At 36.9% G+C, this 25,137-nt stretch carries 20 protein-coding genes and 2 tRNA genes; 9 read left to right on the forward strand and 13 right to left on the reverse strand.

Annotated elements, in window-relative coordinates:
- Positions 1 to 13: 13 nt before the first annotated feature.
- From fad_RS07690 to fad_RS07715, 6 genes are read right to left on the reverse strand one after another with little or no spacing between them, the layout of a single operon-like run.
- Positions 14 to 1,096: an OBG GTPase family GTP-binding protein gene (locus fad_RS07690; RefSeq protein ID WP_009886703.1), complete on the reverse strand. Its 1,083-nt coding sequence runs from the start codon at positions 1,094 to 1,096 to the stop codon at positions 14 to 16.
- On the reverse strand, positions 1,093 to 1,635 hold the full coding sequence (locus fad_RS07695) for a HemK2/MTQ2 family protein methyltransferase (RefSeq protein ID WP_009886704.1): 543 nt from the start codon (positions 1,633 to 1,635) through the stop codon (positions 1,093 to 1,095). Before fad_RS07695 ends, fad_RS07690 begins: the two co-directional genes overlap by 4 nt.
- A 59-nt stretch (positions 1,636 to 1,694) precedes the next feature.
- Positions 1,695 to 4,379, reverse strand: a complete 2,685-nt coding sequence (locus fad_RS07700) for an AAA family ATPase (RefSeq protein ID WP_009886705.1) — start codon at positions 4,377 to 4,379, stop codon at positions 1,695 to 1,697.
- Entirely contained in the window at positions 4,379 to 5,500 is a 1,122-nt protein-coding gene (locus fad_RS07705; RefSeq protein ID WP_081142954.1) for a metallophosphoesterase family protein, read from the reverse strand. Before fad_RS07705 ends, fad_RS07700 begins: the two co-directional genes overlap by 1 nt.
- A complete protein-coding gene (locus tag fad_RS07710) occupies positions 5,500 to 7,032 on the reverse strand; it encodes a helicase HerA domain-containing protein (RefSeq protein WP_081143177.1) in 1,533 nt (510 codons plus the stop codon). The genes fad_RS07705 and fad_RS07710 overlap by 1 nt, the downstream gene beginning before the upstream one ends.
- Positions 7,013 to 8,056 carry a DNA double-strand break repair nuclease NurA gene (locus tag fad_RS07715; protein ID WP_196795594.1) on the reverse strand — a complete coding sequence of 348 codons (1,044 nt, stop codon included), beginning with the start codon at positions 8,054 to 8,056 and terminating at the stop codon, positions 7,013 to 7,015. Before fad_RS07715 ends, fad_RS07710 begins: the two co-directional genes overlap by 20 nt.
- A gap of 197 nt (positions 8,057 to 8,253) precedes the next feature.
- Between fad_RS07715 and fad_RS07720 the strand changes: the two genes are divergently transcribed.
- From fad_RS07720 to fad_RS07735, 4 genes are all read left to right on the forward strand, one after another.
- Positions 8,254 to 9,333, forward strand: coding sequence for a site-2 protease family protein (locus tag fad_RS07720; protein WP_196795595.1), 1,080 nt, complete (start codon positions 8,254 to 8,256; stop codon positions 9,331 to 9,333).
- 33 nt (positions 9,334 to 9,366) lie between these two features.
- A tRNA-Val gene (locus tag fad_RS07725) sits at positions 9,367 to 9,439 on the forward strand.
- A gap of 153 nt (positions 9,440 to 9,592) precedes the next feature.
- The gene (locus fad_RS07730; RefSeq protein ID WP_155951147.1) at positions 9,593 to 9,946 is read left to right on the forward strand and encodes a hypothetical protein; all 354 of its coding nucleotides are present in this window, start codon (positions 9,593 to 9,595) and stop codon (positions 9,944 to 9,946) included.
- A gap of 284 nt (positions 9,947 to 10,230) precedes the next feature.
- The gene (locus tag fad_RS07735) at positions 10,231 to 11,082 is read left to right on the forward strand and encodes a hypothetical protein (RefSeq protein WP_081142957.1); all 852 of its coding nucleotides are present in this window, start codon (positions 10,231 to 10,233) and stop codon (positions 11,080 to 11,082) included.
- Positions 11,083 to 11,144: 62 nt separating this feature from the next.
- Here the strand turns inward: fad_RS07735 and fad_RS07740 are convergent, their stop codons facing one another.
- On the reverse strand, positions 11,145 to 12,533 hold the full coding sequence (locus fad_RS07740) for an APC family permease (RefSeq protein WP_081142958.1): 1,389 nt from the start codon (positions 12,531 to 12,533) through the stop codon (positions 11,145 to 11,147).
- 1,330 nt (positions 12,534 to 13,863) lie between these two features.
- On the opposite strand from fad_RS07740, the gene fad_RS07750 reads away from it, so the two are divergent.
- Positions 13,864 to 14,805, forward strand: a complete 942-nt coding sequence (locus tag fad_RS07750) for an SIS domain-containing protein (protein ID WP_081142960.1) — start codon at positions 13,864 to 13,866, stop codon at positions 14,803 to 14,805.
- Complete coding sequence (locus fad_RS07755; RefSeq protein WP_081142961.1) at positions 14,802 to 15,782, forward strand: BadF/BadG/BcrA/BcrD ATPase family protein; 981 nt, start codon at positions 14,802 to 14,804, stop codon at positions 15,780 to 15,782. Before fad_RS07750 ends, fad_RS07755 begins: the two co-directional genes overlap by 4 nt.
- Positions 15,783 to 15,847: 65 nt before the next feature.
- On the opposite strand, the gene fad_RS07760 is transcribed toward fad_RS07755, so the two are convergent.
- Both fad_RS07760 and fad_RS07765 read right to left on the reverse strand, forming a co-directional pair.
- Positions 15,848 to 17,362, reverse strand: coding sequence for an APC family permease (locus fad_RS07760; protein ID WP_081142962.1), 1,515 nt, complete (start codon positions 17,360 to 17,362; stop codon positions 15,848 to 15,850).
- Between the two features lie 345 nt (positions 17,363 to 17,707).
- On the reverse strand, positions 17,708 to 18,466 hold the full coding sequence (locus tag fad_RS07765) for an SDR family NAD(P)-dependent oxidoreductase (protein WP_081142963.1): 759 nt from the start codon (positions 18,464 to 18,466) through the stop codon (positions 17,708 to 17,710).
- A 137-nt stretch (positions 18,467 to 18,603) separates the two neighbouring features.
- Between fad_RS07765 and fad_RS07770 the strand changes: the two genes are divergently transcribed.
- Positions 18,604 to 19,443, forward strand: a complete 840-nt coding sequence (locus fad_RS07770; RefSeq protein ID WP_196795596.1) for an aldose 1-epimerase — start codon at positions 18,604 to 18,606, stop codon at positions 19,441 to 19,443.
- A 24-nt stretch (positions 19,444 to 19,467) separates the two neighbouring features.
- Here the strand turns inward: fad_RS07770 and fad_RS07775 are convergent, their stop codons facing one another.
- Complete coding sequence (locus fad_RS07775) at positions 19,468 to 19,836, reverse strand: RidA family protein (protein ID WP_081142965.1); 369 nt, start codon at positions 19,834 to 19,836, stop codon at positions 19,468 to 19,470.
- Between the two features lie 41 nt (positions 19,837 to 19,877).
- Here fad_RS07775 and fad_RS07780 point away from each other — a divergent pair, with 41 nt between their 5' ends.
- Entirely contained in the window at positions 19,878 to 20,972 is a 1,095-nt protein-coding gene (locus tag fad_RS07780) for an alanine racemase (RefSeq protein ID WP_081142966.1), read from the forward strand.
- An 837-nt stretch (positions 20,973 to 21,809) separates the two neighbouring features.
- On the opposite strand, the gene fad_RS07785 is transcribed toward fad_RS07780, so the two are convergent.
- The 3 genes from fad_RS07785 to psmA form a co-directional block, all read right to left on the reverse strand.
- Positions 21,810 to 21,884 (reverse strand) — tRNA-Glu (locus fad_RS07785).
- Between the two features lie 56 nt (positions 21,885 to 21,940).
- The gene (locus fad_RS07790) at positions 21,941 to 23,221 is read right to left on the reverse strand and encodes an adenylosuccinate synthase (protein WP_081142967.1); all 1,281 of its coding nucleotides are present in this window, start codon (positions 23,219 to 23,221) and stop codon (positions 21,941 to 21,943) included.
- A gap of 120 nt (positions 23,222 to 23,341) precedes the next feature.
- Entirely contained in the window at positions 23,342 to 24,046 is a 705-nt protein-coding gene (gene psmA / locus fad_RS07795) for an archaeal proteasome endopeptidase complex subunit alpha (protein ID WP_019841472.1), read from the reverse strand.
- A gap of 171 nt (positions 24,047 to 24,217) precedes the next feature.
- On the opposite strand from psmA, the gene fad_RS07800 reads away from it, so the two are divergent.
- On the forward strand, positions 24,218 to 25,048 hold the full coding sequence (locus fad_RS07800) for a TatD family hydrolase (protein ID WP_081142968.1): 831 nt from the start codon (positions 24,218 to 24,220) through the stop codon (positions 25,046 to 25,048).
- Positions 25,049 to 25,137: the final 89 nt, after the last annotated feature.

Here is a 25,137-nt window from a genome sequence, read left to right on the forward strand (position 1 = left end):
TTTTAAATTTTTATTAATATTTGCTTATTAAGGTTACAACATCTTCATCATTTACTTTATAGTCAAGGCCAACCCTTGCTTCTATCTTTCTGGTAGGCCCGGTTATTATTGCATAACGGAAGGTAGAAATCATTTCCCTGCTTATCTTTCTGCTTACATCCCGTATGGTGGCACCCTCGCTTAATATCAGAGGCCGTTCATAGTCCACTTCCCCGGATTTATTTCTCATATAAACCCTGACCATGTCAAGTGTTTTATAAATCATATTCTTCATGCTTTCCAGATTATGCCCGGTCTCTGCGGATACTTCAATATAATTGCCAAAGTCTTTCAGCTTTCGCTTCAATTGTTCCTCATCGTGTGGCATATCTATTTTATTAACAACCATGAAAGATTTTATGTAAACTATGTTTCCCTTAAAAAAATCTATTAGATCGTCCATATCAATGTTTTCCCTTATGTATATATCGCCATTGACTATCTTGAACTCTTTTGCTATGTCCCTTATATCTCCGTTGTCAATATCCACATTTCTGGGCTTATGTATCCTTAATCCGCCATAATTGGTACGCTTAAATGCTATGTTTTTCTTTTTCCTGTTCAGTACAATCCCTGCTTTGTAAAGTTCAGCAATTATCCTGTCAAGTCCTTTTAACTGGATATCAGTTACAAGCACTATAAGATCCACATTCCTGATGGTGCTGATGATTTCCCTTCCCCTGCCTGCACCCAGTGCAGCATTGTCTATGATTCCTGGAAGGTCAAGTATCTGTATCTGGGCACCATTATAATTTAGTGTTCCTGGAATAACTGTGAGTGTTGTGAATTCAAAATTCCCTACAGTGCTTTTCTTATTTGTAAGGGCATTCAGAAGAGAACTTTTTCCTACATTTGGATATCCAACCAGTGCCATCGTGGCATCCCCGCTTTTAGAAACGGAGAAACCATATCCACCTGATTTTTTATGTGATTCTTCTTCCAGTTCAAGTTTTGACATTCTTGCTTTGAGCAACCCTATATGTTTTTCTGTAGCTTTATTCTTCTGGGTTTTCTTAATTTCGTCTTCTATTTCCTTTATCCTTTCCTGTATTGTCATTTTCTCACTTTTAACTCATAAAGCAATATGGCCTCAAAATCAAAACTCATAGATTTAAGTTTTATGAATTCATACTTCCGGTTTTTCTCAATAAATGATTCTATATCTGTTAAATCGGACAGAATCAGAAAAATATTGCCTCCTGGATTCAGATATTCATGGGCTGTTGCGAGAAATTTGCCGGTTACGGCAAAGCCATCCTTTCCACCCGCCCACTGGGGGCTCTCGCCTTCAACAGGCAGGTATGGCGGATTAAATATTATTGTATCGTATTTTCCATGTATATTTTCAAAGAGGTCTGATCTAACAATTTCCATGTCCACATTATTGATAAATGCGTTATGCTTTATGAGATTTATTGCCTCCGGTGAAATATCTGCAGCTGTAACACTATGGCCTTGTCTGGCCAGTGTGATGGCTATTAAGCCGGAACCGGAACCCATTTCCAGAACACTTTTCCCGCATTCGGCATTATCCAGGATAAGGTAAGTATCATCTGAGGGTTTATAGACATCATCGGAATAATCTATATTAATCATGATTCTCAATAATACTATAAAGATATTTTATGTTTATTGAATTTTTAGAAGTTTGCTGCCTATGATGAGATAACCCTCGACGTTCCTGCAGTTTTTATTATTTCATAGGATGCATCTGCAACGGATATCAATTCGCTGTGGTGCGTGATCATTATCATCTGTGGCACTATGTTTTCGCCTTTCAATGAATATAATATAATATCTTTCAAATTGTTCCTCCTGTCCTCATCCAGAAAATTTGTTGGCTCATCCATAATTATGATGCTTATTATTTCCAGGACGTATTCTGTTACGGACAATCGTATTGCTATTGCCAGTGCTGTTTTTTCTCCCCCGCTGAGTGATTCAAGGGTCTGTTCCATAGAGTTCTGGGTGACTTTAATGTCAAAATTTTCATCTATGGAAATGTCATCAAAATCCAGGTTGAATGATTGTAGATACTTTCTTGTGAGGTTGGTCATGGAAGCGGATGCGTCTTTTCTGATTATGGACTGTATGCCATTGTAATCAAAGGCTTCCCTTATTTTCCCCAGTGTTGATATAGCTTCCCTGGTCTTTTTATATTTTTCTGCATCCTGTTCAAGATTTTTAGCATTTTCCTCTGTTTCCTCTATCCGTTCTGTATATGAGTCCACCAGTGTCTTCATTTTTATGTTTTCCTGGTATGCAGACTTATACCGGGATTCTATATTACCGGCCTGTTCATCTATGCCATCATACTGATGCATTGCCGATTGTTTATTTTCCATTTCAATACGCAATCCTTCAATAGATTTCTTCCTATTCTCGATTTCATCCTTAATCGATTCCAGTTTTGATTTCATTTCCCTGGACCGTTCTACTTCAGTTTTAAGGCGATTGATTTCAGAAGAGATTTTGCCTGTATTCTGATATTCATTATATTCCGGCACAAAGCCAATTTGAGATAGCAGTTCATTTATCCTGTTTTTAAATGTGGTAAATGATTCTCCTGCTGCTTCAATTTCTTTTTTGATTGCCCCGGGGTCCATACCGGAGATTATGCTGCTGTATCTGATATATTCATTTTCATATTGCTGCAGTTCTTTTATGGCTTTTTCCAGATTCTCGTTTTCCGCCGAAAGTACATTGAATAATTCATGCCCTTTAGATGCGTTTTCAATGGTATTTTCCAGCTCTTTCTTCTCAGTTTCTAAAGATTTGATTTCGTTAATGTAGGATGCTGCAGTTTCAATTTCCTGGCTTCCAAAAATTTTATACCTGTCCTTAAGCTTCTCCTGATCAGATTCAACTGAGTTTTTCTCCAGTTTCAATTTTTCTATGTCACCAATAATTTGTCCTGCTTTTTCGTCATATTCTTTAGATATTGATTCCATATGATCCGGAGTCAGGTTTGTGCCACACAGGGGGCATGTGCTTTTGCCTTTCAGTGTTTCCATATTCTCCCTGACCTCAGTAAGGGTTTTGCTGTATGATGCCACGTTTGATTTTATTTCCGAGATTCTGGATGTTTTTTCTGAAATTTCCCTGTTGATTTTTTCCCTGATTGGCCTGAAATTTTGTATATCTTCCAGGCTCAAGCCGGAGGATTTTAAATAATTGTCAACATAATTTTTCATTTTATTCAATCTATCTACCATTGATTGAATGTTGCTGGATGCACTCAGGTATTCCTCGTGCATTTTCCTGCTTTCCTTTATTTTTTCACTGTTCAGTGTATATTTATCGTGCATATCCGAATACTTTTTATGGTATTCCGAAAGCTTTTCAAGTTTTCCGGCGTAATCAGAATATTCTGATAGTCTTTTATTAGCTTTTTCCATGTCCTTTGCTGCACTGTCCATTCCCGATTTCTCCAGAAAATACCGGTTAATAAAATCCATTTTTTTATAATATGGATTCTCCTGAAGTTCTGTTACCCTTTTCTCGATTGAAGTGATTTCAGAAATTTTTGCAGATAATTCCACTGATTGGCCCTCCCTCTCTTTTATCTCATCCAGATATTTTGAAATATTGGCTTTTATATTTTCTATAACAGTTATATACCGATCTCTTTCTTTCTGTTTTGCCTTTAATTCTTCCAGTTCCCCGTAATATTTTTCGGATTCAATTTTAGCCCGGGACATGGATTCAAATGCTGTTTTTTTCTCTTCCTTAAACTTTTCAATATCTTTTTTTGCCTGATCAAGCCTCTCACTGGAGTTTTGAAGCAGGATCATTTCTTCCCTGAATGCACCAATGATTTCCCTGAGCCGGTCAGCGCTCCTTGAAAGTGATGTGAGCCCTATTATATCGGAAAAAATTGTTTTCCGTTCCTTCGGGGTGCCGGAGATTAATGAATCCATCTGCCCCTGCTCTACAAATACTGAATTTTTGAATACTTCCCTTGAAACATTCAAAATTTTTGTTATCTCAACGTTTACACCTTCATATGTTTCAGCTACTATTACACCGTTCTTTTTAACAGATGCAAGCCTTTCTGCATTTTTTGCCTTCTTAAGGCCGAAGTGCCGGTATACTTCGTAATGTTCACCATTTACATTGAAATTCAATGTAATTTCGAAATAATTCTTTCCCTTTTTTATCAATTCATTGTTTTTTTCATTATTCCTTGACTCAGCAAATAATGCGAATTTTATTGCGTCAAGTATGCTGGTTTTTCCGGCACCGTTCTTTCCTGTGATTATATTAATGCCCTGTTCAAAGGTTATTTCAGTATTCTCGTGTGATAGAAAATTTATAATTTTTATGGATTCTATAATCATTATTCCACCTGCATTATCTCCCTTATTAACCTGTAGGATGTTTCATTGTCCTCATTCTTTATTGAGTTAAATATATTTTCAGCCAGTGATGCCATCTGGTCATCTTTGAAATAGGCTTTGAAGTAATCCTGCAGTTTTGACATATTGGGTTTTTCCTCAATGCTTTTAACCTCTTTTTCAAACACAGGCCCTCTTATTATGACGTTTTTAAGTAGCAGCAGGTTTGCTTTTACATCATCCCGGTCTGCGTCCCCGTGGATAGTTAATGATATAAGCGGCTCTTTGCCGTTTATTCCCGGAGTTTTCAGTATTTTTTGCATATCGTCCATATAGCTGGCATAATTGGTGTTTACAGCATTCAGGTATCTTGTAGATTTCAGTTTTACCCTCTGTGCATCTATTTTTCCATTTTCTATGTCTACAAGGTTTACTGATTTCCCGTTCCTTAAAAAATTTTTAATTTCATTTGTGCTGTTCAGGTCAGTAGACCCTGCATATGAAAATACCGGATATTTATCTGTTATTAAATAAGAATCATGTACATGGCCAAATGCAAGGTATTTATAATTAACAGGAAGGTCTTTAGAATCTACCTCACAGGCTTCCGGTATAAGATATGGTGAAACGCCCTGGTGCGACATCATTATGGAATTTTTATACGATTTTGCTTCAACATCGGCCTTTCTATATTGCTCCACAAGATTGTTTTTCCTTAGCCCTTTCATGTTTGATATACCGGAAAGCAATATGTCTTCACCACCATAATTTATTACGATGCTCTGCAACTCCTCGGTTCCAAGGAGCTTTACTCCCAGAAAATCAAATATTCTGGAAGCTACCTCATCCGTTCTTTTGGGCCGGTCATGGTCCCCCATTATCAGGTACATTGTTTTATTTTTTTTATAAAGCTTTATCATTGCTTTCTTAAATTCATTCATTGCCCTGTTTGAAGGTGACCATGTATCGAATAAATCTCCGGTATGGACAAAAAAATCTACATTTTCCTCAAGGCCGAAATCTATTGCCTCATTGAATGATTCATAGAAATCTTCTTCCCGCAAATCCATCATATACTGGCGGTATCCCAGATGTGTATCTGATAAATGGAGAAATCGTGCCATTAAAATTCACCCAGGAGGTCCTTTGTCTTTTTCCGTATTTCTGAAGGGTCATTCTTCTTCCTTACCTCTTCCCTGGCTTCCCTGAGCAGTGTTATTACGTCAATATCTGACCCACCTGCCATGGTTTCCCTGTTTCTGATTTTGACAATAGCTGGCATTTTGACAATTTCCCCAACTATTATGGCTTCTCCAGTGTCAAGGGATGGAAGGTCTTCCATCAGATAGCCTGTGATGTTCTCACTGCTTTCCAGTATGGCATTCTGGTCCGAGGGGTTGGTAACACGTAGTATTATCTGGGAATTGCACTGGCTCAGCACATCTGCATCTATTTTTCCCGGGCGCTGGGTAATGACCACAAGAAATATTCCGAATTTTCTGCCCTCACCTGCAATCTTCTTTATCATTTTTGCTATGTTGCTATTGCTTCTGGGCGGAACAAAATTATGTGCCTCTTCAATGAAAACGAATACAGGATATTTGAATTCAGATGATAATTTAACATCGTAAATGGAAGAGAGCACCCGGTAAGAGAAGTAATTTGCCAGGAACTGGTCCATGCCGGATAAATCCATTACAGACATCTTTCCAGGGCCAAGGTAATCATTTATCCCGGTTGTATAATCCTGGAATATGTCCTTAATTTTTTTCAGGAATGTTAGCCTTCCGCGGATTTTCTTATAGTCTTCCGCCGGGAGTGATTCAGCAGTTTCAAGGAAATCGTTCAGGTCCTTCTTTCCCTTCATTTTCTTGTATATGTCATCAACTATGGAAATAAGGTTTGTATAGCCCTCCTTTATATCCATTATTCCCTTTACGTCGTCCGGGGTAAGGTCGCTGAATCTTATCGTGAAATTATTTATTATGCCCACATCGTTGTTTGTATACCGCCCTGTGCTCAGTGGCGTCCTGAATACACTGATGCCCTCAGAGTAAAATTTCCCATCTACACCTTTTTTCATGAATACATAATCTGCATGTGGGTCAAGCACTATTATAGATGCGCCTTTTTTAAGTAACTCTTCCATTATTACAGATGCCGTATGGCTTTTCCCGGCTCCAGTCTGTGCCAATATAGCAAGATGCCTGCGCAATCCATTCACGTTAAGTGAAACATTCACATTGTTGTCCGGCAACGATCCTATATTCAATGATTCTTCCATGTTAAAGGAGAATACTTTCTGAAGTATTTCATCACTTGCCGGGTATACAGGCATACCAGGCTTTACTATTTCCCTTGATTGGGCGAGATAACCATCCTTTAGTTTTCCAAGTATTGTGGATATGCATATATTGACAAAGTCATTCATCCCGGTTTTTGCATATTTATCAATGCTCTGGTAGTCCATGCCATCATTCATTAATTCACTTTTAGATTTTATTTCCTCAATCCTTCCTATTACTATCTCATTTTTAATTTTCAGGTAAACATATTCCCATTTTTTTATATCGCTATCATCCGATATGACAAATTGGAACCTTCCTGAAGTATTTTCACCGATTGTGTAACCTATCTTAAGCTCTGATTCTTGCACGCCTTTCACCCCTTGTTTCATAAAATGGTATTCCCAGTTTTCTTTCCAGTGCCCTCATATATATCTTCTCCATTTCAACGGACCTGAATTTGACCTTCTTGTCCACATCAACCAGCCAGAGGTTGTAAACCTTATACCCCGTATAACCATAAAATAATATATTTATTATTTTCTCGTCCAGGTTGTATGGCTTGCGGTCAAGGTCCTCTTTTATAAAGCCCTTTGACAATACCTGCACCTTTATGGGCAAATCTACAGGGTCTGGCAGGATATCAAAGGAAACATAATTTATATCCGTACCTTCCAGATTCTTCCTGTACATCACGGGAGTTGTATATCCACTTTCCTCTGCAAATGATTTTATCAGGTAATGGTCATTTCTGTAAATTCCAGATTCCTTTTCTTTTATTTTCATAGTTTCTGGATCGTTGCGTGCAGTTTCCAGAAGGTACTTTTTAAAGCATTCAGTATAGCTGCTCTTTGCCATAAATATGAGTGTTGTGCCTTTCTCGTAGGATTTTCTTATAAGTTCCTTCAATGTTTTCATGTATTCATACATAAAATTCTCATATTTTTCTATTGGAAGCGTTTCTATCCTGTGCGACAATCTCCCCTTTAAAGATCCATCAACAAAGAGATATTCAGGAGAATGTTCATCAAGAAACTTTAACATTGACTTATGTTCTGAATGCTCCATAAGAAGTATGGTAAAATTTCTCTGATCCACAGGGTCAACGGCAACGAGGTCAGCATGAAAATCCGATGTTACCTCATTGTTGTAAAGGGTAAATGCCCTGACAATCACAATATTTTTTCCATTGTAAAGCATCCTGAGAAATTCAGAACTGTCTGTTGCAGCAGCATCTATTTTTCCAGGGTCCGATGGCTTAAATTTAATATAATTGGAATTAAAAAGGTCACGGTAAAATTTGTATATGCTTGACGTTTTGTCCAGTTTCAAATCCTTTTTCATTGAATCACTGTTCCTGTCAAGATAATTCATAAAATCTGAAAATGTATCCATATAAATAACAATATATTTCATTCAAAAATAAATCTTTCCATATGTGTGCCTGTTTGCCAGAACTGCAAAGTCCATAGGGCAGGCAAATATTTATCCTGAAATCTATTGTAAAAATTATATAGGCGTAAAGTTTTAAAACCATATCTACATTATTGCTAGCTTATATGGATAAATAAGATGTTGATGAAGGTGCTGTTGTGTTTCAAAGTGTAAGGGTTGAAAATGAAAATATGGATAAGGTTATTGATATAGTAAAATCTAAAATCAATACCTACGAGGTTCTTGCCAACCCTGCAAGCATGAAATTCCTTTTTTTCGACAGCGACAATCCTGACATAAACACACAGTTTGACGAATTAAGGAAAATTCTGGTACCTATGGGGTACATACCGTTTCTGGTACTGGATGTTGAGCATTACGTTGAAGTGGGAATACGCCCTAAAGCTTCGTATAGGAGCAACAAAGTTAATCTTATTATGCTTATACTCACACTGGCATCAACAATATATGTTGGTTCTATATATGCCAGCAGCTTTGTACATCCCGGCACATTCGCAGAGGAATATAAACTGCTTTACGGATTTGTTTTCTTTTCACTTCCATTGATGTTTATACTGGGAATACATGAAACTGCACATTATATTGTTGCAAGGAGGTATAAGGTTAATGCATCACTGCCATTTTTTATTCCGTTTCCATATTTAATAGGGACGTTCGGAGCATTTGTTTCACTCAGGGATCCTGTCCCCACACGAAAGGCAATGGCAGAAATAGGTGCAGCGGGCCCTATAGCTGGTTTCCTGGCGGCTGTTCCCCTCCTATTTCTTGCCCAGTACCTGGAGGGCATTTTCAAGCCAATAGGCAATTACATACCGTTCATTTTAAATTACCCTGAAATTTACCACATATTTGGAATAGTTGAACCTTCCAATGTCCCCATATTCCCCATGGTTTTTGCTGTGTGGGTAGGCATGTTTGCAACTGCAATGAACCTTATACCGGCAGGGCAGCTGGATGGAGGGCATATTGCCAGGGGCATACTTGGCCCGAGGTCATATATATTAGGGTATATCTTCATAGGGTTCCTGTTTTATCTAACGATAACATATCATTATATAGGCTGGCTTTTCCTTGCCCTATTCGTTATCTTTATGGGGATGGCCCATCCGCCAGCCCTGAATGATTGCGAGAAAATATCCAGAGTTGATATCGGGATAGCAGTCTTCTGCCTGGTAATGTTTGCGCTTACCTTTACTGCGCTGCCGATAAAACCCTAAAAAATTAATAACTAAAAACAGATACAGACTAAGGGGCTTGTGGTCCAGTGGTTATGACGCTTCCCTCACACGGAAGAAATCGCCGGTTCAAATCCGGCCAGGCCCATTTAATTTTCAGGAAAACCATATTTTATGATAAATATGCATGTATACTGCTATTCTATTTATTGAGACGATTCGTGTTAGATTTCTTGAAGAGAAAAATTTTTATAGAAGTTTAAAATTACCTATTGCTTTGTATTTATTGGAGGTGGTAGAAATGACTGCGAACAATGATACAAGCCAGGTTTCTAGGGAAAAAGAGGGACGGAAAGTTGAAAGTGGATACGCCTTCAAGGGGGGCGATATCAGTATGGACAGGTTTTCAGAGATTGAGGCCATAGGAGAGAAAATCGGGAACATATGGCAAGACAATGATCTAAGTATACTGGACCTGAAAACATTGATGCCATACCTTGCGTCTATGGTATTCCTTGAGGCGGGGGATTCTGATTTTGATATTCTTGATTACATAGACAACTACATGAAGCCTGCGATATTCGAATTTAACCGGAGATTGAGAAACTCAAGGAAATTCAAGAGTTTTGATAACAACACAGCTGTTACAGCTTAAGGTAACAGCTTTATTTATAATTTAAACATGCCTATTATAAATCATATTTTTATGATTTTAGACTCCCCTTAGAAATTTGTAATGATTAAAACGGCCATGTTTATTTTACCATGTTGTGTGGATTTGTTATCCAGGTTGGTTAATTAAATTGTTTTTCTACATGATAGTCAGAATGTGCAAGTAGGTTCATGGTATTCAAGTCAATATAGACTCCTATTGCATGCAGAGAGTATAATACATATTCCTGTACATAAATTTATATACCCCGTAAATGTATTGCCTCTATGATAACTGTAAATAGGAAAAGTTTATTGATTGTAGCCACGGTAATAACGGCAGCTCTTATGATAGGCATGCCATTATCCGCAGCAGCAAGCCCGGGAAACACCCCTGCATATTTGGCCAGTGGGTCATCAATGAATTACATTTGCAGTACATCAGGATACGCTTATTCCCAGGAATACTCACACTCAAATGGCATAGGAAAAACAACCATAAGCAATTCTACTACTGGCCCTGCCACATATTATTATAATGTATCTGTAAGCAGTTCAAACAACACAGTAGCAAATATAACTGTTCCGACAAGCAATGGAATGTCCTCATATACCAATGTACCCATAAGTGATGCAAAATATATGGTGCCCACATATGTCAGCAATTCTTCCAAAAGTGTGACAGTCTTAATTCCAATGAGTGGGGGAAATTTTAATGGATTATATGGAAACTACAACTATACAGTTAACTATTCAAAAACTATTAATTTTTCATACTACAAAACCGCATTTGGAACAGTAAAGGCCACGGAATATGTTATATCTGAGCATGAAATAGTGAATCAGGCAACACCATCAACTGCGGCTTCATATAAGAATATAACAGGCACAATATATATCAACTCCGCCACAAATGTCATATTAGGTTTGAATATAAATGTTTACGATATGCATGTTAAAAGTGGAACAACCCCGTTAAATGAAACTTATACCTCAACCGGCTATACGTACACTATTGACCTTTCGAGCACAAACGTTGTACCGGTTCATACAGAACTTACCGGAGCTTATATTGGCATAGGGGTAGCTATAGTGCTTCTTGGAATAACACTTTATTACTTCTACGGCAGGAAGCATTAACCGCCCGAACAGCTACATAAAGGAATGGGAGGAATACCGGGAGAATAAAATTATTTTCTTTTTTAATCCGGTATTATCTTTTGATTATTTTTAAACATAATCAGGATACCGGGAATTATCAATATTATAATAAGTATTATAAATAAAGTATTTGTAATGATTCCAAACATGATCATAACAAAAAATCCGGTAAATGAAAAGATGGAAATCCCGAGATAGATGTGTTTCATATTGATATTTTTCCTGTGTGAATAAAGATATATGCCTGTCAGGGAATCTATTCCGAATTCCATCATAAGAAATATTCCAGATATTGACAGCAACTGTGCAAAGAAACTTTCTATTGATGGCACAAAAAGCATGACTGCATTTATTGATTCAGCCGCTATCATAATTATAATAAGATTAGCATATGGGCTTTTCCTTGTTTTATTAATATATCCGAATTGCTTTGGAAGGAGATGCTCGCGGGACATAGCGTACCATGCCCTGCTGAGTATATAGGTTGTCAACCACAGCGAACTTGCAGTAGAGGCGATAACGGCAATATCCATAACAAATGAATATTGTGGAATTATGTAATGGGACCAGGTGGCAAGGGGGTCCAGACTAGCTGATAGAAGGCTTATAGGTGTCTCAATATCCATCAGTGTCATTGTAACCAGGTAAATGGCGAATACTGCGATAAGCCCTATAATTCCTGTAGTTCCTGGCCATTTTTCCCTATTAAACGACTCCTCAGATGCATATGAATCTATTTCCCACCCGTCCATTATTGTGGCTATTATGGGGAAAGCCAGCATAAATTTATATGGATTCTTTAATAGAGCGCCAAAACCTATAAACCAGGCAGGAGAAACCGTATTTACAGTATGCCCGGGCAAAAAATAGATTGCTATTATAATGAAAACGGCAATTATGGATAACTCCAGTACGAGAAAGATTTCTGTGAGCCTTGCAGTTGGCCTTGCACCCATTATAGATGCTACAAGCGTAATTAAAATCCATGCACTGCCGAGCAGGAATATGGTTATTGTACTGCTATATATTGAATAGCTTATTATTCCAGTATTATAGAGCAACACTGCTGTATATTCACCTGCGGGTATCACTATTGGTGGAATTGAAAAAAAATATGCAAGGGTGATTATCCATGCCTGCAAAGAACCGTACCTCTTTGATACGATCTTATTTCCCCAGTGATATGATGCACCTGCGCTGGGGTATAATCTGTTAAATTTTCTAAACAATATGGCTGCGCCAAGCCATATGGGAAATGTGATGATAATTGCCATAATTGAGTAGAACCCAAGGTACATTGCAATTACACCGTATGATGCTGCAATACTGAATGCAGGTGCTACGCTTGATGTTGAGAGTGCTGAAAGGTCAATAAATTTATGTACGTTAGATTTTAAGTCGCCAGAACTCCTGTTTATTTTAAATATCATCTTTATCAATTAAGTATACTTTATTAAAGTAAAGTTTATTTGAATATTTAAATTTTCCTTCAGGCATATTTCATGGGATAGGGGTAACTGTATAGAGATTATTATTGGTTTAAAAATATATAATCAACTGGTGCTACGTTTTGTGTTACAAAAAGTGGATTCAGAGACTATAAAGAGAAGAAATAATTTAAAGTTTTAAAGGGTGAAACATTAAAATTTTACTAAAGTGCCCTACGATGCCATTATTAAAGATTATTTTTAGGTCTTATGTTTTTACAATTTTGAGACAAGAGCCCTGAATACACCCAAAACTCCGAGCCTTTTAATGGGACATTTAGTTGTTACACAATATTTACAGAAATCTTTATATCATCATATGTGTCACTATATATAGAATATGAAAAAAGAGGCAAGATAGATAGGGGGATATAATTACCTAAAGGAGAGTGCCATTGTTTGGGGCCAGGAACACGTAAAAAGCCAGATATATGCTGCCATGGATAACTCTTATAGAGTGCATAATTTCGGGGTAGTGCATTTAAATGGTAAATTTATATGGTTTAATAATGGGATTTATATATTTAATAATATTTTATATAATTTCATGGAGGATGCTGGTTTATATTCTTTTTTTAATATACAGGAAATACATTCCAGAATCATCAACTAAAAAATCAATTTTATTTTCAACCGTAATTACATTTTCTATACTAATCTTATTATATTATCCATTATATGGTATATATTTATTAGCAACTAAAGATGTGTTTCCATTGGGTATAGCCGGTTTGATCATTGTTTATTTGAATATTTCTGTTATAATTGGATTTGCACCACTATCAATCATATATACTACACGGGACAATTATAAGGCCGCACTTAAAATTGGAGGGTTAACTTCTGTTGTGCTATTTTTATACATGAATCTGAGTGCATTTATATTTCTTGTATCCTGATTCTATTTTATAGTATGTTGCAGTAATCGGGTCTATTCATGTAACATACACAATATTATCTGCGTGAATTTAATAATAAATGTTCCTGTTAGTTGATTTAAACCATCACTGGGCCCTAATATACGAAAATCTTGCGTGCTTTCATAAATCTGCTAAATTTTATATTTTTCTTCGTTGTTAATAAAATATATACGATTAAACCTAGGAACCAGAGAACAAAACCCAACACACAGGATGGAAATGTCCTCGACAAATATTATTTCTCCCTGAAGATGTTACAGCAAAAAACATTAATAAATAGACGTGTTGAGAATTGTAGTATGCACATAATGTAAATATCCAAATTTTTAATAAGAGCTCTTTAATTTTGTGCCATGTCAGAACTGGAGAATGAAATTAATGAACAGAAAACTATATTTTCAAATTCAATAAAAAGGATAAAAGACAATGTTAATGCAGCATGCGACTTAATATCTAATAAAAATCCTATATTCATAATTGGCAGCGGAACAAGTTACCATTCAGCATTATATCTGAACTCAATGCTTGATATGGTATCAATAAATTCACGTGCTGTCCAGTCCTCCCAGTTAAAGTATATTATAAACAATTCCGATTATAAAAATGGTCTGATTATAGCCTTTAGTCAGTCCGGAGAAAGTAAAGATTTAATAGACGCAATAGAGTCAACAAGTGGAACAAAATTTACCGTAATAGGAATTACCAACTCATCAAAATCAAAATTAACAGAATTATCTGATGTTTTCATATCCCTTAATGCTGGAGCCGAAAAGGCAGTAACGGCTACAAAATCATTTACAACTTCACTTTTAGCGTCAATAATTATTAGGGACACAATAAATAATACAGAAACTGATTTTGCAGGTTTGGAGAATACCATTACAGACATATTAAACAACAGAAAAATAAAAGAAATTTCAAAAAGTATTACGGATAACGTCATAGTCCTTGGTGATGGTTTAAATTATACTATAGCACTGGAAGGTGCATTGAAACTAAGGGAAACAGCAAATATTATAGGGGAGGGTTTTCCATTTCGGGAATACCTACATGGATATATAGAAACATTAGACAAAAATACTACAGTTATATGCATTGGAAACAGACCTGATAAGGAAATTAGTGAGTATACGGACAATATTATATTGCTGGATGATTACATCTCCAGTAGCATAAATAGTGAATTATTCCCCATCTATTATGCAATAATGTTACAGTTGCTGGCAATGCATAGTGCGTTAAATAGAAACCTTGACCCGGACAGGCCGGAAAAATTACATAAGGTGGTTAAATGAAAATAATGTCTGTTGACGGTGGTGCAACAAAAACAGTTGCAGCGCTGTATGATTCCAATGAAGATAAAATCACCAGTATCGGGATATCGGGTCCATCCAATTATTTTTCTGTACCTCATGAAGAATCTCAAAATAATATTGTTTCAGCAATTAGCAGTGCTTATCATAACTGGAAACAGGACGATATAAAATTTATTGTAGGGATTGCTGGTTTTGGTGATTCAAAAAAAGCGAATGAAATAGGGAAATCCATAATGGATAGAATCTTCTCTAATAAACCGTACATTCTGGAAAACGATGGTATCTGTGCATATAGGATGGCACATCTGTTCGATGATGGTGGAATCTTTGCACCTGGAACCGGGAGCATTGCAATATATCAGCATAATAACGAAATAAATCGACTTGGTGGATGGGGGTGGTTTGCTGGCGATGAGGGTTCAGCATCCTGGATAGGAAAACGTTCCATAACAATGGCAGAAGAACAGTATGATGGAATTATAGAAGGAAGTTCCCTTATCGAACTGTTAGAATCATACTTTCATAATGATTTCATTGAACTTATAAATAAATTCGAAACCGCGCATCCAAAGAGAGAAATAGCAATGTTAGCACCACATATTTCAAAACTGGCATTGGAAGGCGATAAGGCATCTAATGTGGTAATCAACGAGGCTGCAGGTTATGATGCCAAAATCTTACACGTGTTGGATAATAAATTGGTCAATAAGTCCATGGCGCTTATAGGAGGCACAACTGGATCTGATATATTAATAAAAAATGTAAAGAAATATTATAACAGCAAATTAAAGTTTTACCATGGCTATGATGTGTGTACCGGAGGACTCTTGATTGCCGCGGATAGAAATAACATTAGAATTGATAAAAATTTTCGGGATAAGCTTGTTTCAAACGTGGAAGAATTGATAAAAATGGTAAACCCCGAAGATTTGAAAAAATATCTTGGTATTATATAATATTATAGTTTATAAAAATATTTTAACAAATTATATAAATAGGTGGAAATAGTTACACATGTACATTACTTATCCGTTTCATCATCATTTGATAATTCTACCTGCTCCGCTTCTGCTGCCATATATGAAACTGTGCTCTCACCAAGTTTATTGGTTTTTGCTTTATAAGTTACATAGATAACTATGCCAAGCAATGCAGCCACAGCAATAAGCATGAACGAGAAGTATGGTTCGAGAAGATCTGATACAATTCCTAGATAGAATGTATAAACAAACAGCGCAGTTCCGCCAAGTGGTACAACTATTCCAATAATCCATTTCCTGGCAAAAGAATATTTTAGTTCTTTATGTTTATTTATGTAGGGAAACAGTCCAAATTCAGGGATGAAATGGTGGAAATACCATACTACTGTGCCACCGGCACCCGCAGCAAACCATGCAATTGTAATTGTGCTAATACTGTATCCGTATATTGCCACTAAAGCCCCTCCAGCACTGAATGCAAATACAATTACGACGATAAATTGGAGTATGATGGCATTGGTTGGGGTCTTATTTTTACTAAGCTTCCTGAGCTTGATACTATCTATGAACTGGTCTCTGGCCATAGACCACATAAGCCTGCTTTGCGACCCGGCACCAGCCCCGAATGAAAGCATAGATATGACAACCACAATAAAGCTTAATATAAGAAGTGCAGGTGCTGGAATGTAGTGAATCCATGAGACAAGTTCTGGAAGTGTTGAAGAAGAGATAGCTCCAAGTTTGGAGGAAGGTACGGTAGCAACTACAGAATACGCAGATAGTGCAATCACCAATGCTGAAATACCTAAACCAATGTAAATAGCCTTCCAAACATCTTTCCTTCCATTCTTTGCTTCTTCGGAGTAAAATAATGTCGATCCATATCCCACGAATAGGAAGAAACCGTAAATTGCAGTTCCCTTAGCAATTCCTGTAAAACCTGAATAACTGTTCAGCGGGTTAACATAGTAAGCGCTGTTGTATGGTGATTTTAAGATAACGTAAAATACGAAACCTAAAACCAGTATAGTCGTTGCGATCGTTATGTATATTAGTACCTTGCTGAGTATTTTTGGATGCAGGGAACTCATAACATTTGTTAATATTAATACGGCTACACCAATTAGAAGCCACCCCCAGATTGGAATCATGTAATTGTATAGTAAGTAAACGCTATCCACAATTATTGCTGACATGGCGAAGAAATTGGTTACCTGCCAGAATATATAGAATGTATAATTTGATAGGGCAGTATATTTGCCAACAGCTTTACCGAATCCTAATTCAGCAAGCCCATAGTATCCGCCAGCGAAATTTGTGAATTTTGTATACTCAAAAATAGGAAGCGAAACAATAATAAACAGTAAAAATCCCAAAATAACAGGCCACATTGCCGCAGGACCGGCAGAACCAACAAATGACGAGACTTCCATAGGCCCGATTATTGCTAGGGTTCCAGCCATTGAAATGATCACGAGACCAAGCAGGCTAATAGATTTCTTACTTAGTTCTTTACTAGTGCTATCAGTAGATCTGGTTTTATTACTTTCAGACATGCCGGGGGTATTTTGATTATATTACTTAAATGTTTTTACAATCTAGAAATACAAATGGTTTCATTTATATATCTAATGTTTAAAATATATGGTAAATAAATATATATCATATAGAGGTAAAACTAAATATTTAAATTGCAAATCAACTAGCTCTAATTATAAAACCTGTAGTTCCTAAAGTATAGATACAAATTATAATAGCGATAATATTTGGATTTGACAATAAATTAGTTTTATATAATTAGTTTATCTAACATTTATCAAAAGACAACAGATAGTTGTATTACCATTCCTCTATCTGAGCCTATTTATACACTTATCAGGAATGGTATGATGACGATTATCTTATTCCTGGCAGATTTGTCCACCATCCACTACTATTTCAGTTCCAGTGATAAATGCTGATTCATCTGAGGCAAGATAGACAAAAACATTGGCAACATCCAACGGTGTTCCAAGACGACCCAATGGGATTTTTGATATATAATTGTCAATCATGTCCTTCGGTAATCCTGCACTATCCTGGAGCTTTGTTCTAATAAATCCTGGGCACACTGAATTTACCCTTATTTTATACTTAGCAAGTTCAAGAGCCATCGTTTTAGACAGGAGTATGACACCTGCCTTTGAAGCATTATAGGCTGCCAATCCTTCCTCAGCAAGAAGTCCATTTGTGGATGACATATTAACAATTACACCTCCTCCATTTTCGATCATGTTTTCTACCACATATTTTGAAGTTATAAATGTGCCCCTTAGATTCACACTCAATGTTTTATCCCAGTCTTCAACTTTTAGTTCCGGGAATTTTGCAAATGGACCTATTCCAGCGATGTTTGCCAGGATGTCTATTTTACCATTCTTAAAAATTTTAGTGGCTTTCTGAACTGTGTCCCTGATGCTTTCCTCACTTGTTACATCAATTTTAAGACCGGTTAAGTTATCGCCCTGGCCATCCAGTTCATTTAATGTAGAATCTATAGCTTTCTGGTCGCGGTCAACAATTAGAACGTTGGCACCTTCTTCAAGATAACGTTTTGCTACAACTGAACCGATTGACCCAGCACCGCCTGTGATTATTGCATTTTTATTTGACAGTCTCAATTTTTTTCACCTATTTTGTTATATATCCCTGAATTATTAAAAGATTATGGTATATTATTTTCTTATTACATACATGATGATGGGCTATTCATACCCAATGCGCATAAATTAATTATCTAATAATGCAATTGTATCCTATGTCTGATTTTGAGATCGTTGGCGCCGAAGATTTCTTTGCTACAATTTATAGGAGAGGGGCATATGTTGGGCAGATAGTAAAAAATGGGAAGAAAATTTTAAAAGAAACAGAAGATGGGGTAGACATTAAAGGAGGAATACCAATTCTCGTGCCTTACGGAGACCTTGTCAGGGATGCAAAATACACTTTCCATGGGACAGAGTATCATTTACCGAAAAATGCACATGTTGTTGGGAACTACAGGGATTCCATACACGGTCTAACACGGAGCCAGGAATGGAATGTTAAAAAAAGAAATGATAATTCCATTTCCCTATTTACAGAAATAAATGACCCTGGATATCCCTCAATTCTAGGTGTAGAAATTACTTACACCATAATAGAAGGATCTTTTGACGCCAGCATTTCGGTTGTTAATACAGGAGAAATGCCTGCTCCGTTGGTAATCGGTGCACACCCTTATTTCATTACTTCTGGTCCATGGAAACTGCATCACCAGGAGAGGATACAGATGCTCAACTACCCCGATGGAGTATTCCCGGATGGGAAACTGATGGATTATAGTTTCAATGACATAGATAACCCCGAAAAACTTAATCTTGACAGTTCATTTGTAGGAGGAGGTGCATTGAAATTGGAATCAAAATATTCTACTATTATACTTGAACGAATAAATATGACTTATTTTGAAGTGTACAATGGAACATTTGCAGGAAAAGATTCTGTAGCTCTGGAACCATTGACAGGCGCTATAGATGCTTTCAACAATGGCATGGGTCTAAAAGAGCTTGCAAGTGGTGAAAAATTTAAATGTGGTTTCAGGATAACTGTATACTGAAATTATTCTATATTGATAAAAAAATCAATGAAGTACTGCGTCTATTTCCACAAGAATTCCGTCAGCAACAAAACCGGAAACCAGTGTTGTCCTTGCCGGTGGTGAATCCTTGAAATATTCTCCGAATACTTCGTTCATCTCTTTGAAGTAGGATTTATCGCTAATATAAACACCAATTTTTACAATATCTTTTGTTGATTTCCCGGCGGATTCAGCGATTTTCTCAATCTTCTCCATTGATGCCCTGAACTGTGCCTTGAAGTCTTTCTGATTATTTTCATTCTGGCCAGTCTGGCCTGATATGTAAACTGTCTCTCCAGCAATTACTGCATGTGCATATGGCCCTCCACGGCCTAACCCCTCAACAACTATAGATTTGTGCATTTTAATCATATGAGAAGTAGCTTATTATATTTGAATGTTATTAGTAATCCATGAACGTAGAACAAGCATTATTAATAACTTCTGAAACACCTTACATGGCTGTAGACCTTAACCAGACAATGGATAATATCCGTAAATTCCAGGAAATTGCAAACAAAGGCCATAAAACCCTCCGACCACATTCAAAAACGCACAAAATACCCTATTTAGCAAAGCTTCAAATGGAGGAGGGCGCTTCCGGCGTTTGTGTTCAAAAAGTCGCAGAAGCTGAAGTTATGTTTAACGGTGGGATTTCAGATATCCTCATCAGTAATGAAGTGATTGATAAAAGGAAATGTGACAGGATAGCAAGGCTTTCAAAGAATAACTGCAGAATATCTGTTGCTATTGATAGCCTTGAAGGGGCAACTAATCTTTCCGAAAGCGCAGCCTATCTTAACCGGGTTATACCGGTCCTTATTGATATAAATATAGGAATGGACAGATGTGGAATTGATCCGGAAGAAGTTCTAAAGTTCCACTCTGAATTAAAGAAACTACCTAATATTAGGGTTGAGGGCATAATGGCGTATGATGGGCAAGTTCATAGTCCCAGGGCAGTTGAAAGGGAGGAAATGGTGAACAGAGAGCGAGTTATAGTACATGATATTTTTCAAAAATTGAAGAAAACAGACCCAGATATCAAGGTGCTTACTGTTGGTGGCACACCATCTTCCGAGATATGGTCACACTTTGAAGAAGTTTCTGAAATTCAGCCTGGGACATATATATTTTATGATATGCATTGCCAGGAGATGGGGCTGTGTAGCATGGATGAAGTTTCAATGGGGGTGGTTGGACAGGTAATGAGTATGAAACAGGGAAAAAGGATAGTCCTCGATGCCGGGTATAAGTCAATCTCACTGGATCAGGGAGTATACCCCGTTGCCGTCAACCAGAAAGGCATAGTTGGGAAAGTTGTTTCCATGTCTGAGGAACATACAGTAATTAAACCTGACCAGGGAGATATTAAATTGGGAAGCAAAGTCCTTTTGCTGCCTTACCATGCATGCACCACAACAGATTTTTGGGATTATACCTGGATATACGATGGTAAGGCACTACCAGTCATGACAAAAATTATGGGAAGGGGGAAGAGAGAGTAAAGTATCACCCAACACATTTTTTGTGTGTTTTGACACGGGTCTATTCCTTCAAATGGTTCTACAAAATTCTCTTATAGGGTTGCGTACATAATTATGTGTAAATATAAACTTATCAGGTATGGCCGTACGCTTCGCATGCCTTATCATATAATTTCTCTGTAAATCTGAGATGCGGAGATGGTACAACTATACTCTAATGACCAGGACTATCATAACAATATAGGCAATGTATTTTCTGAGATTAGAAAGAAAGTAGAAGCTTTAGATAGGTAAGAGAAATTCAGAATTTTAAGTTAACCATATTAAATTAATTTATGATTAGTAGATGTAATTGGGCCAATTGATAATAAAATTAAAGATCTACTCTGCGCCATTATAGAGCTGGGACAGTTTAATGTTATAAATAAGGAAGAATACATGGAGACATACCAATGAATTCAGGGTATCTAGTGTAATAGGCATTTGAGTTCAACATCAAAACAATCACTCAAAAAGTTATACCCACATCACAATTGAAGGTGATATCTTTTATCAAACCTGTGCATAACTTTTTGATCAAAATTTATGGTTAAAAGTAAAACAAACAATGGAAAACATTGATGAACGGTTTCAGTGGTAGTTTATCTATTAGTGTTTTTAAATTAAAAATTAACCTTTCTGGTGCTATTTTTAACTATAAAATTTTACAGAGAATGCGGAAGACCAACTGTGAAAATGCATATCTATATTCTGTATTAATTATATCATTGCATGTTTATATTACAAAAAGCAGATATGAAGTATTTAAAGAGAGGTGATTTAGATTTTCCTAGTTAAAGAATTAAAATTGTATTATAGTGCTCCGACCGGGATTTGAACCCGAGTCATCGGCTCGAAAGGCCGGAATGCTTGGCCTGACTACACCATCGGAGCATACAAATAAGCCTGGAATTAATGGCCTAAAAGTTGTATGCCATAATCGCATTATATTAATTAAATATTTGTTTTGTTATTGTCATCCTGCGGTCTTCCCCAAGTGATATAATATCAATGGTTTTACCTGTTTTTTCCTCAATGAACTCAATATATTTTTTCATATTCTGGGGAAGTGCCTGGTATCCGTTTGCAATTATATCATCAGGGTTTTCTATGTCGCCCCAACCGGGTAACTCCACATAATCAACATGCAACTTCTCAAAATCCTCCAGCCTTCTCGGAAAATAGTCAATTTCCTTGCCATCTATTGTATAGTTTGTTGCTATCTTTATTGTTTTCATTTTCCCCAGTATGTCTACCTTTGTAATGGCTAAAGAGTCAACATCGTTCATCATTATGGTATACTTTAACAATGGGAGGTCAAGCCAGCCGACTCTCCTTGGCCTGCCTGTAGTTGTACCGTATTCACTGCCTAAATCCCTCAATGTGCTGTCCCCTATTATTTCCGAGGGGAATGGCCCTGAACCAACCTTGGATGTATAGGCCTTGAAAACTCCGATAACACGGTCAACCTTTCTGAAAGAGAATCCAGACCCGGTTGATAGTGCTCCTGCAAGCGTGTTTGAAGATGTGACAAATGGATAGATCCCAAAATCTATATCCAGCATTCCCCCCTGGGCACCCTCAAAAAGTATATTTTTGCCAAGGCGGTAATCGTTGTTTATAACATTCTCTGTATAATCCATATATTGCATGATTGAATTGCCAAAACCACAAAGGTCTTTAACCATTTTAGCCCTTTCTTCAGGATTTTCAAATATGCTGCCCTTTAACAGTTGTTTCTTCATATTGTATATTGTTTCAATTTTGTCTTCAATAATTTCTGGATTCGACAGGTCTATAAAGCGTATTCCGGTTCTTGCATACTTATCCTCGTATGTGGGGCCGATGCCCTGGGACGTTGTGCCTATATTTAATTTAGACCTGATTTCTTCCTCTTTCTTGTCAAGGCATTTATGCATTTTGGTAACTATGTGTGCGCCTGCACTGATTTTTATTTCTATATCTTTCTTGGATTTTTTAAGCAGGTCCAGTTCGGATACAAGTTCTTCCGGATCTATGACCATTCCATTTCCAAGTATGACTTTATTGCTCTGCATTGCCCCCGATGGGACGAGATGGAATTTAAATTTTTCACCCTTTATGACAACCGTATGCCCTGCGTTGCTGCCGCCATTAAAACGTACAACTTCATCATAATCTCTGCTGACAAAATCAGTAATTTTACCCTTCCCCTCATCACCAAACTGCAAACCAAGAATAACTGAAATCACTTTAACCTATATGTTATATTAATTGAGTATAAAACTGTTATTTTAAATCAAGAAAATTAAAAATTAAATCGTTTTCCCTGATAAAGGGAAATGTTCATGGAATTATTTTGCATTTACAATTTAGTTAAGGTATTTTGACACTTCCTCATTTGTATAAACGTGGAAAGTCTCACCAACTTTTATTGAAGCGATTTCAGGCTCTTTCATTGAGCTTGCATCTGCAAGTGCTGATTTAAGGGCTGCTACTCCAAGTTTTATTGTGTCTTCAAGGCTCATGTCGTCCTTGTATTCCTTCTCAATATAATCGGTAACTGCATCCTTCCCTGCACCAATAGCCACTGATTTATATTCATTTATTGTTCCAGCGGGGTCACAATCAAATAACCTCGGGCCTATTGTGTCTGTACCAGCAAATATGATAGATACTCCGTACGGCCTGACGCCTCCAAATTGTGTGTACTGCTGCATCTGGTCGGCCACTTTTTTCACAAGGTTTTCTATATTTGTGAGTGAGCCATATGTTACCTTTTCCTGCTGTGCTCCAACCCTTGCAAAATCTATAAGCACCCTTGCATCAGCAACTAAACCCGATGTTACAGTTGCAACATTGTCATCTACAAGCTGAATTTTTTCCAATGAATTCTTCTCTACAAGCCTGCTTCTTGCCTTCTTTTCTGATAAAAGCAATACGCCGTCCTTGAATTTTATACCAAGGGCTGTTGAACCTTTCTTTACTGCTTCTCTTGCATACTCGACCTGAAATAATCTCCCATCAGGAGAAAATACTGTTATTGCTCTGTCATAAGCCATTTGACCCTGTTGCATTTATTCACCTCTTCCTTAATTATAATATAAGATTATAATCTTTTCTTCAAATCAATATGTATATTTCATTATAAAATTTTCCCTAATCCCGTAAAAGAAAAAAATGTTAAATACAGGATAATTAAATAGTGGCAAACACAAGGGATATATCACTAGATTTTATGTGTGCATATGTCACCCTATAGAACTGTATTTGACAATTTTGCCCATATACGTAGAAATGGGTATTACGTTGATGCAGCAAAAGAATTTTTGAAATATGGAGGAACATCCATGAACATGGTTAATTTTCCGGATTATTTCTATACGCCAGATTCACATTATGAAAAACTGTACAGGGAAACCATAGATGTGGCAAAGACAGTTAGAAATACCGGGGTGGATACGGTAATTACAATAGGGCCATATCCACTGGATTATTTCTATTTCCAATCTGCCCGGAAAGACCCTGTAGATGAAATGAAGAGAGGAATAGACATGGCAGCATCCATTATAACAGCCGGAGATGCTGATGCCATGGGAGAGATAGGGTATCCACATTTTCCCGTTGATGAAAAAGTCTACAGCGATTCAGGGGTTATTCTGGAATATGCACTGGATGTATGCCATGACCATGATATTCCTTTGATCCTGCATACAGAGGACATGGATGAAGAGGGCTATTTAAGGGTAGAATCCATAATTAAGATGCATTACAGCATTGATAGGGTAATAAAGCACCATGCAAATGCCACGGATATCTATTTTAATGATAGCATAACCAGATCATTTGTTGCTTCAAGGAGCAATATAAAGACTGCAGTAAGCTCTGGCAGGGATTTCTTACTGGAAACAGATTATACAGACCAGAAAGACAAGCCTGGCAAGGTTATTCCTGTATACTCGGTGCCGAAAAGGGCTGAAATGATAAAAAATTTATACGAGAATTATGATGAAATATTTCACAGGATTTTTGAGGAAGTGCCTTTCAGGATTTACAGGAAGGAATTCTTCGACAGATGATTATTTAATGCTATATTATTATCATCTATATTGCGTTCCAGGATTTATTAATAAGTTGGCACAATAAAATCCTTTTAGTGATAAATATT

The sequence above is a fragment of the Ferroplasma acidiphilum genome (assembly GCF_002078355.1).
Lineage (GTDB): Archaea > Thermoplasmatota > Thermoplasmata > Thermoplasmatales > Thermoplasmataceae > Ferroplasma > Ferroplasma acidiphilum.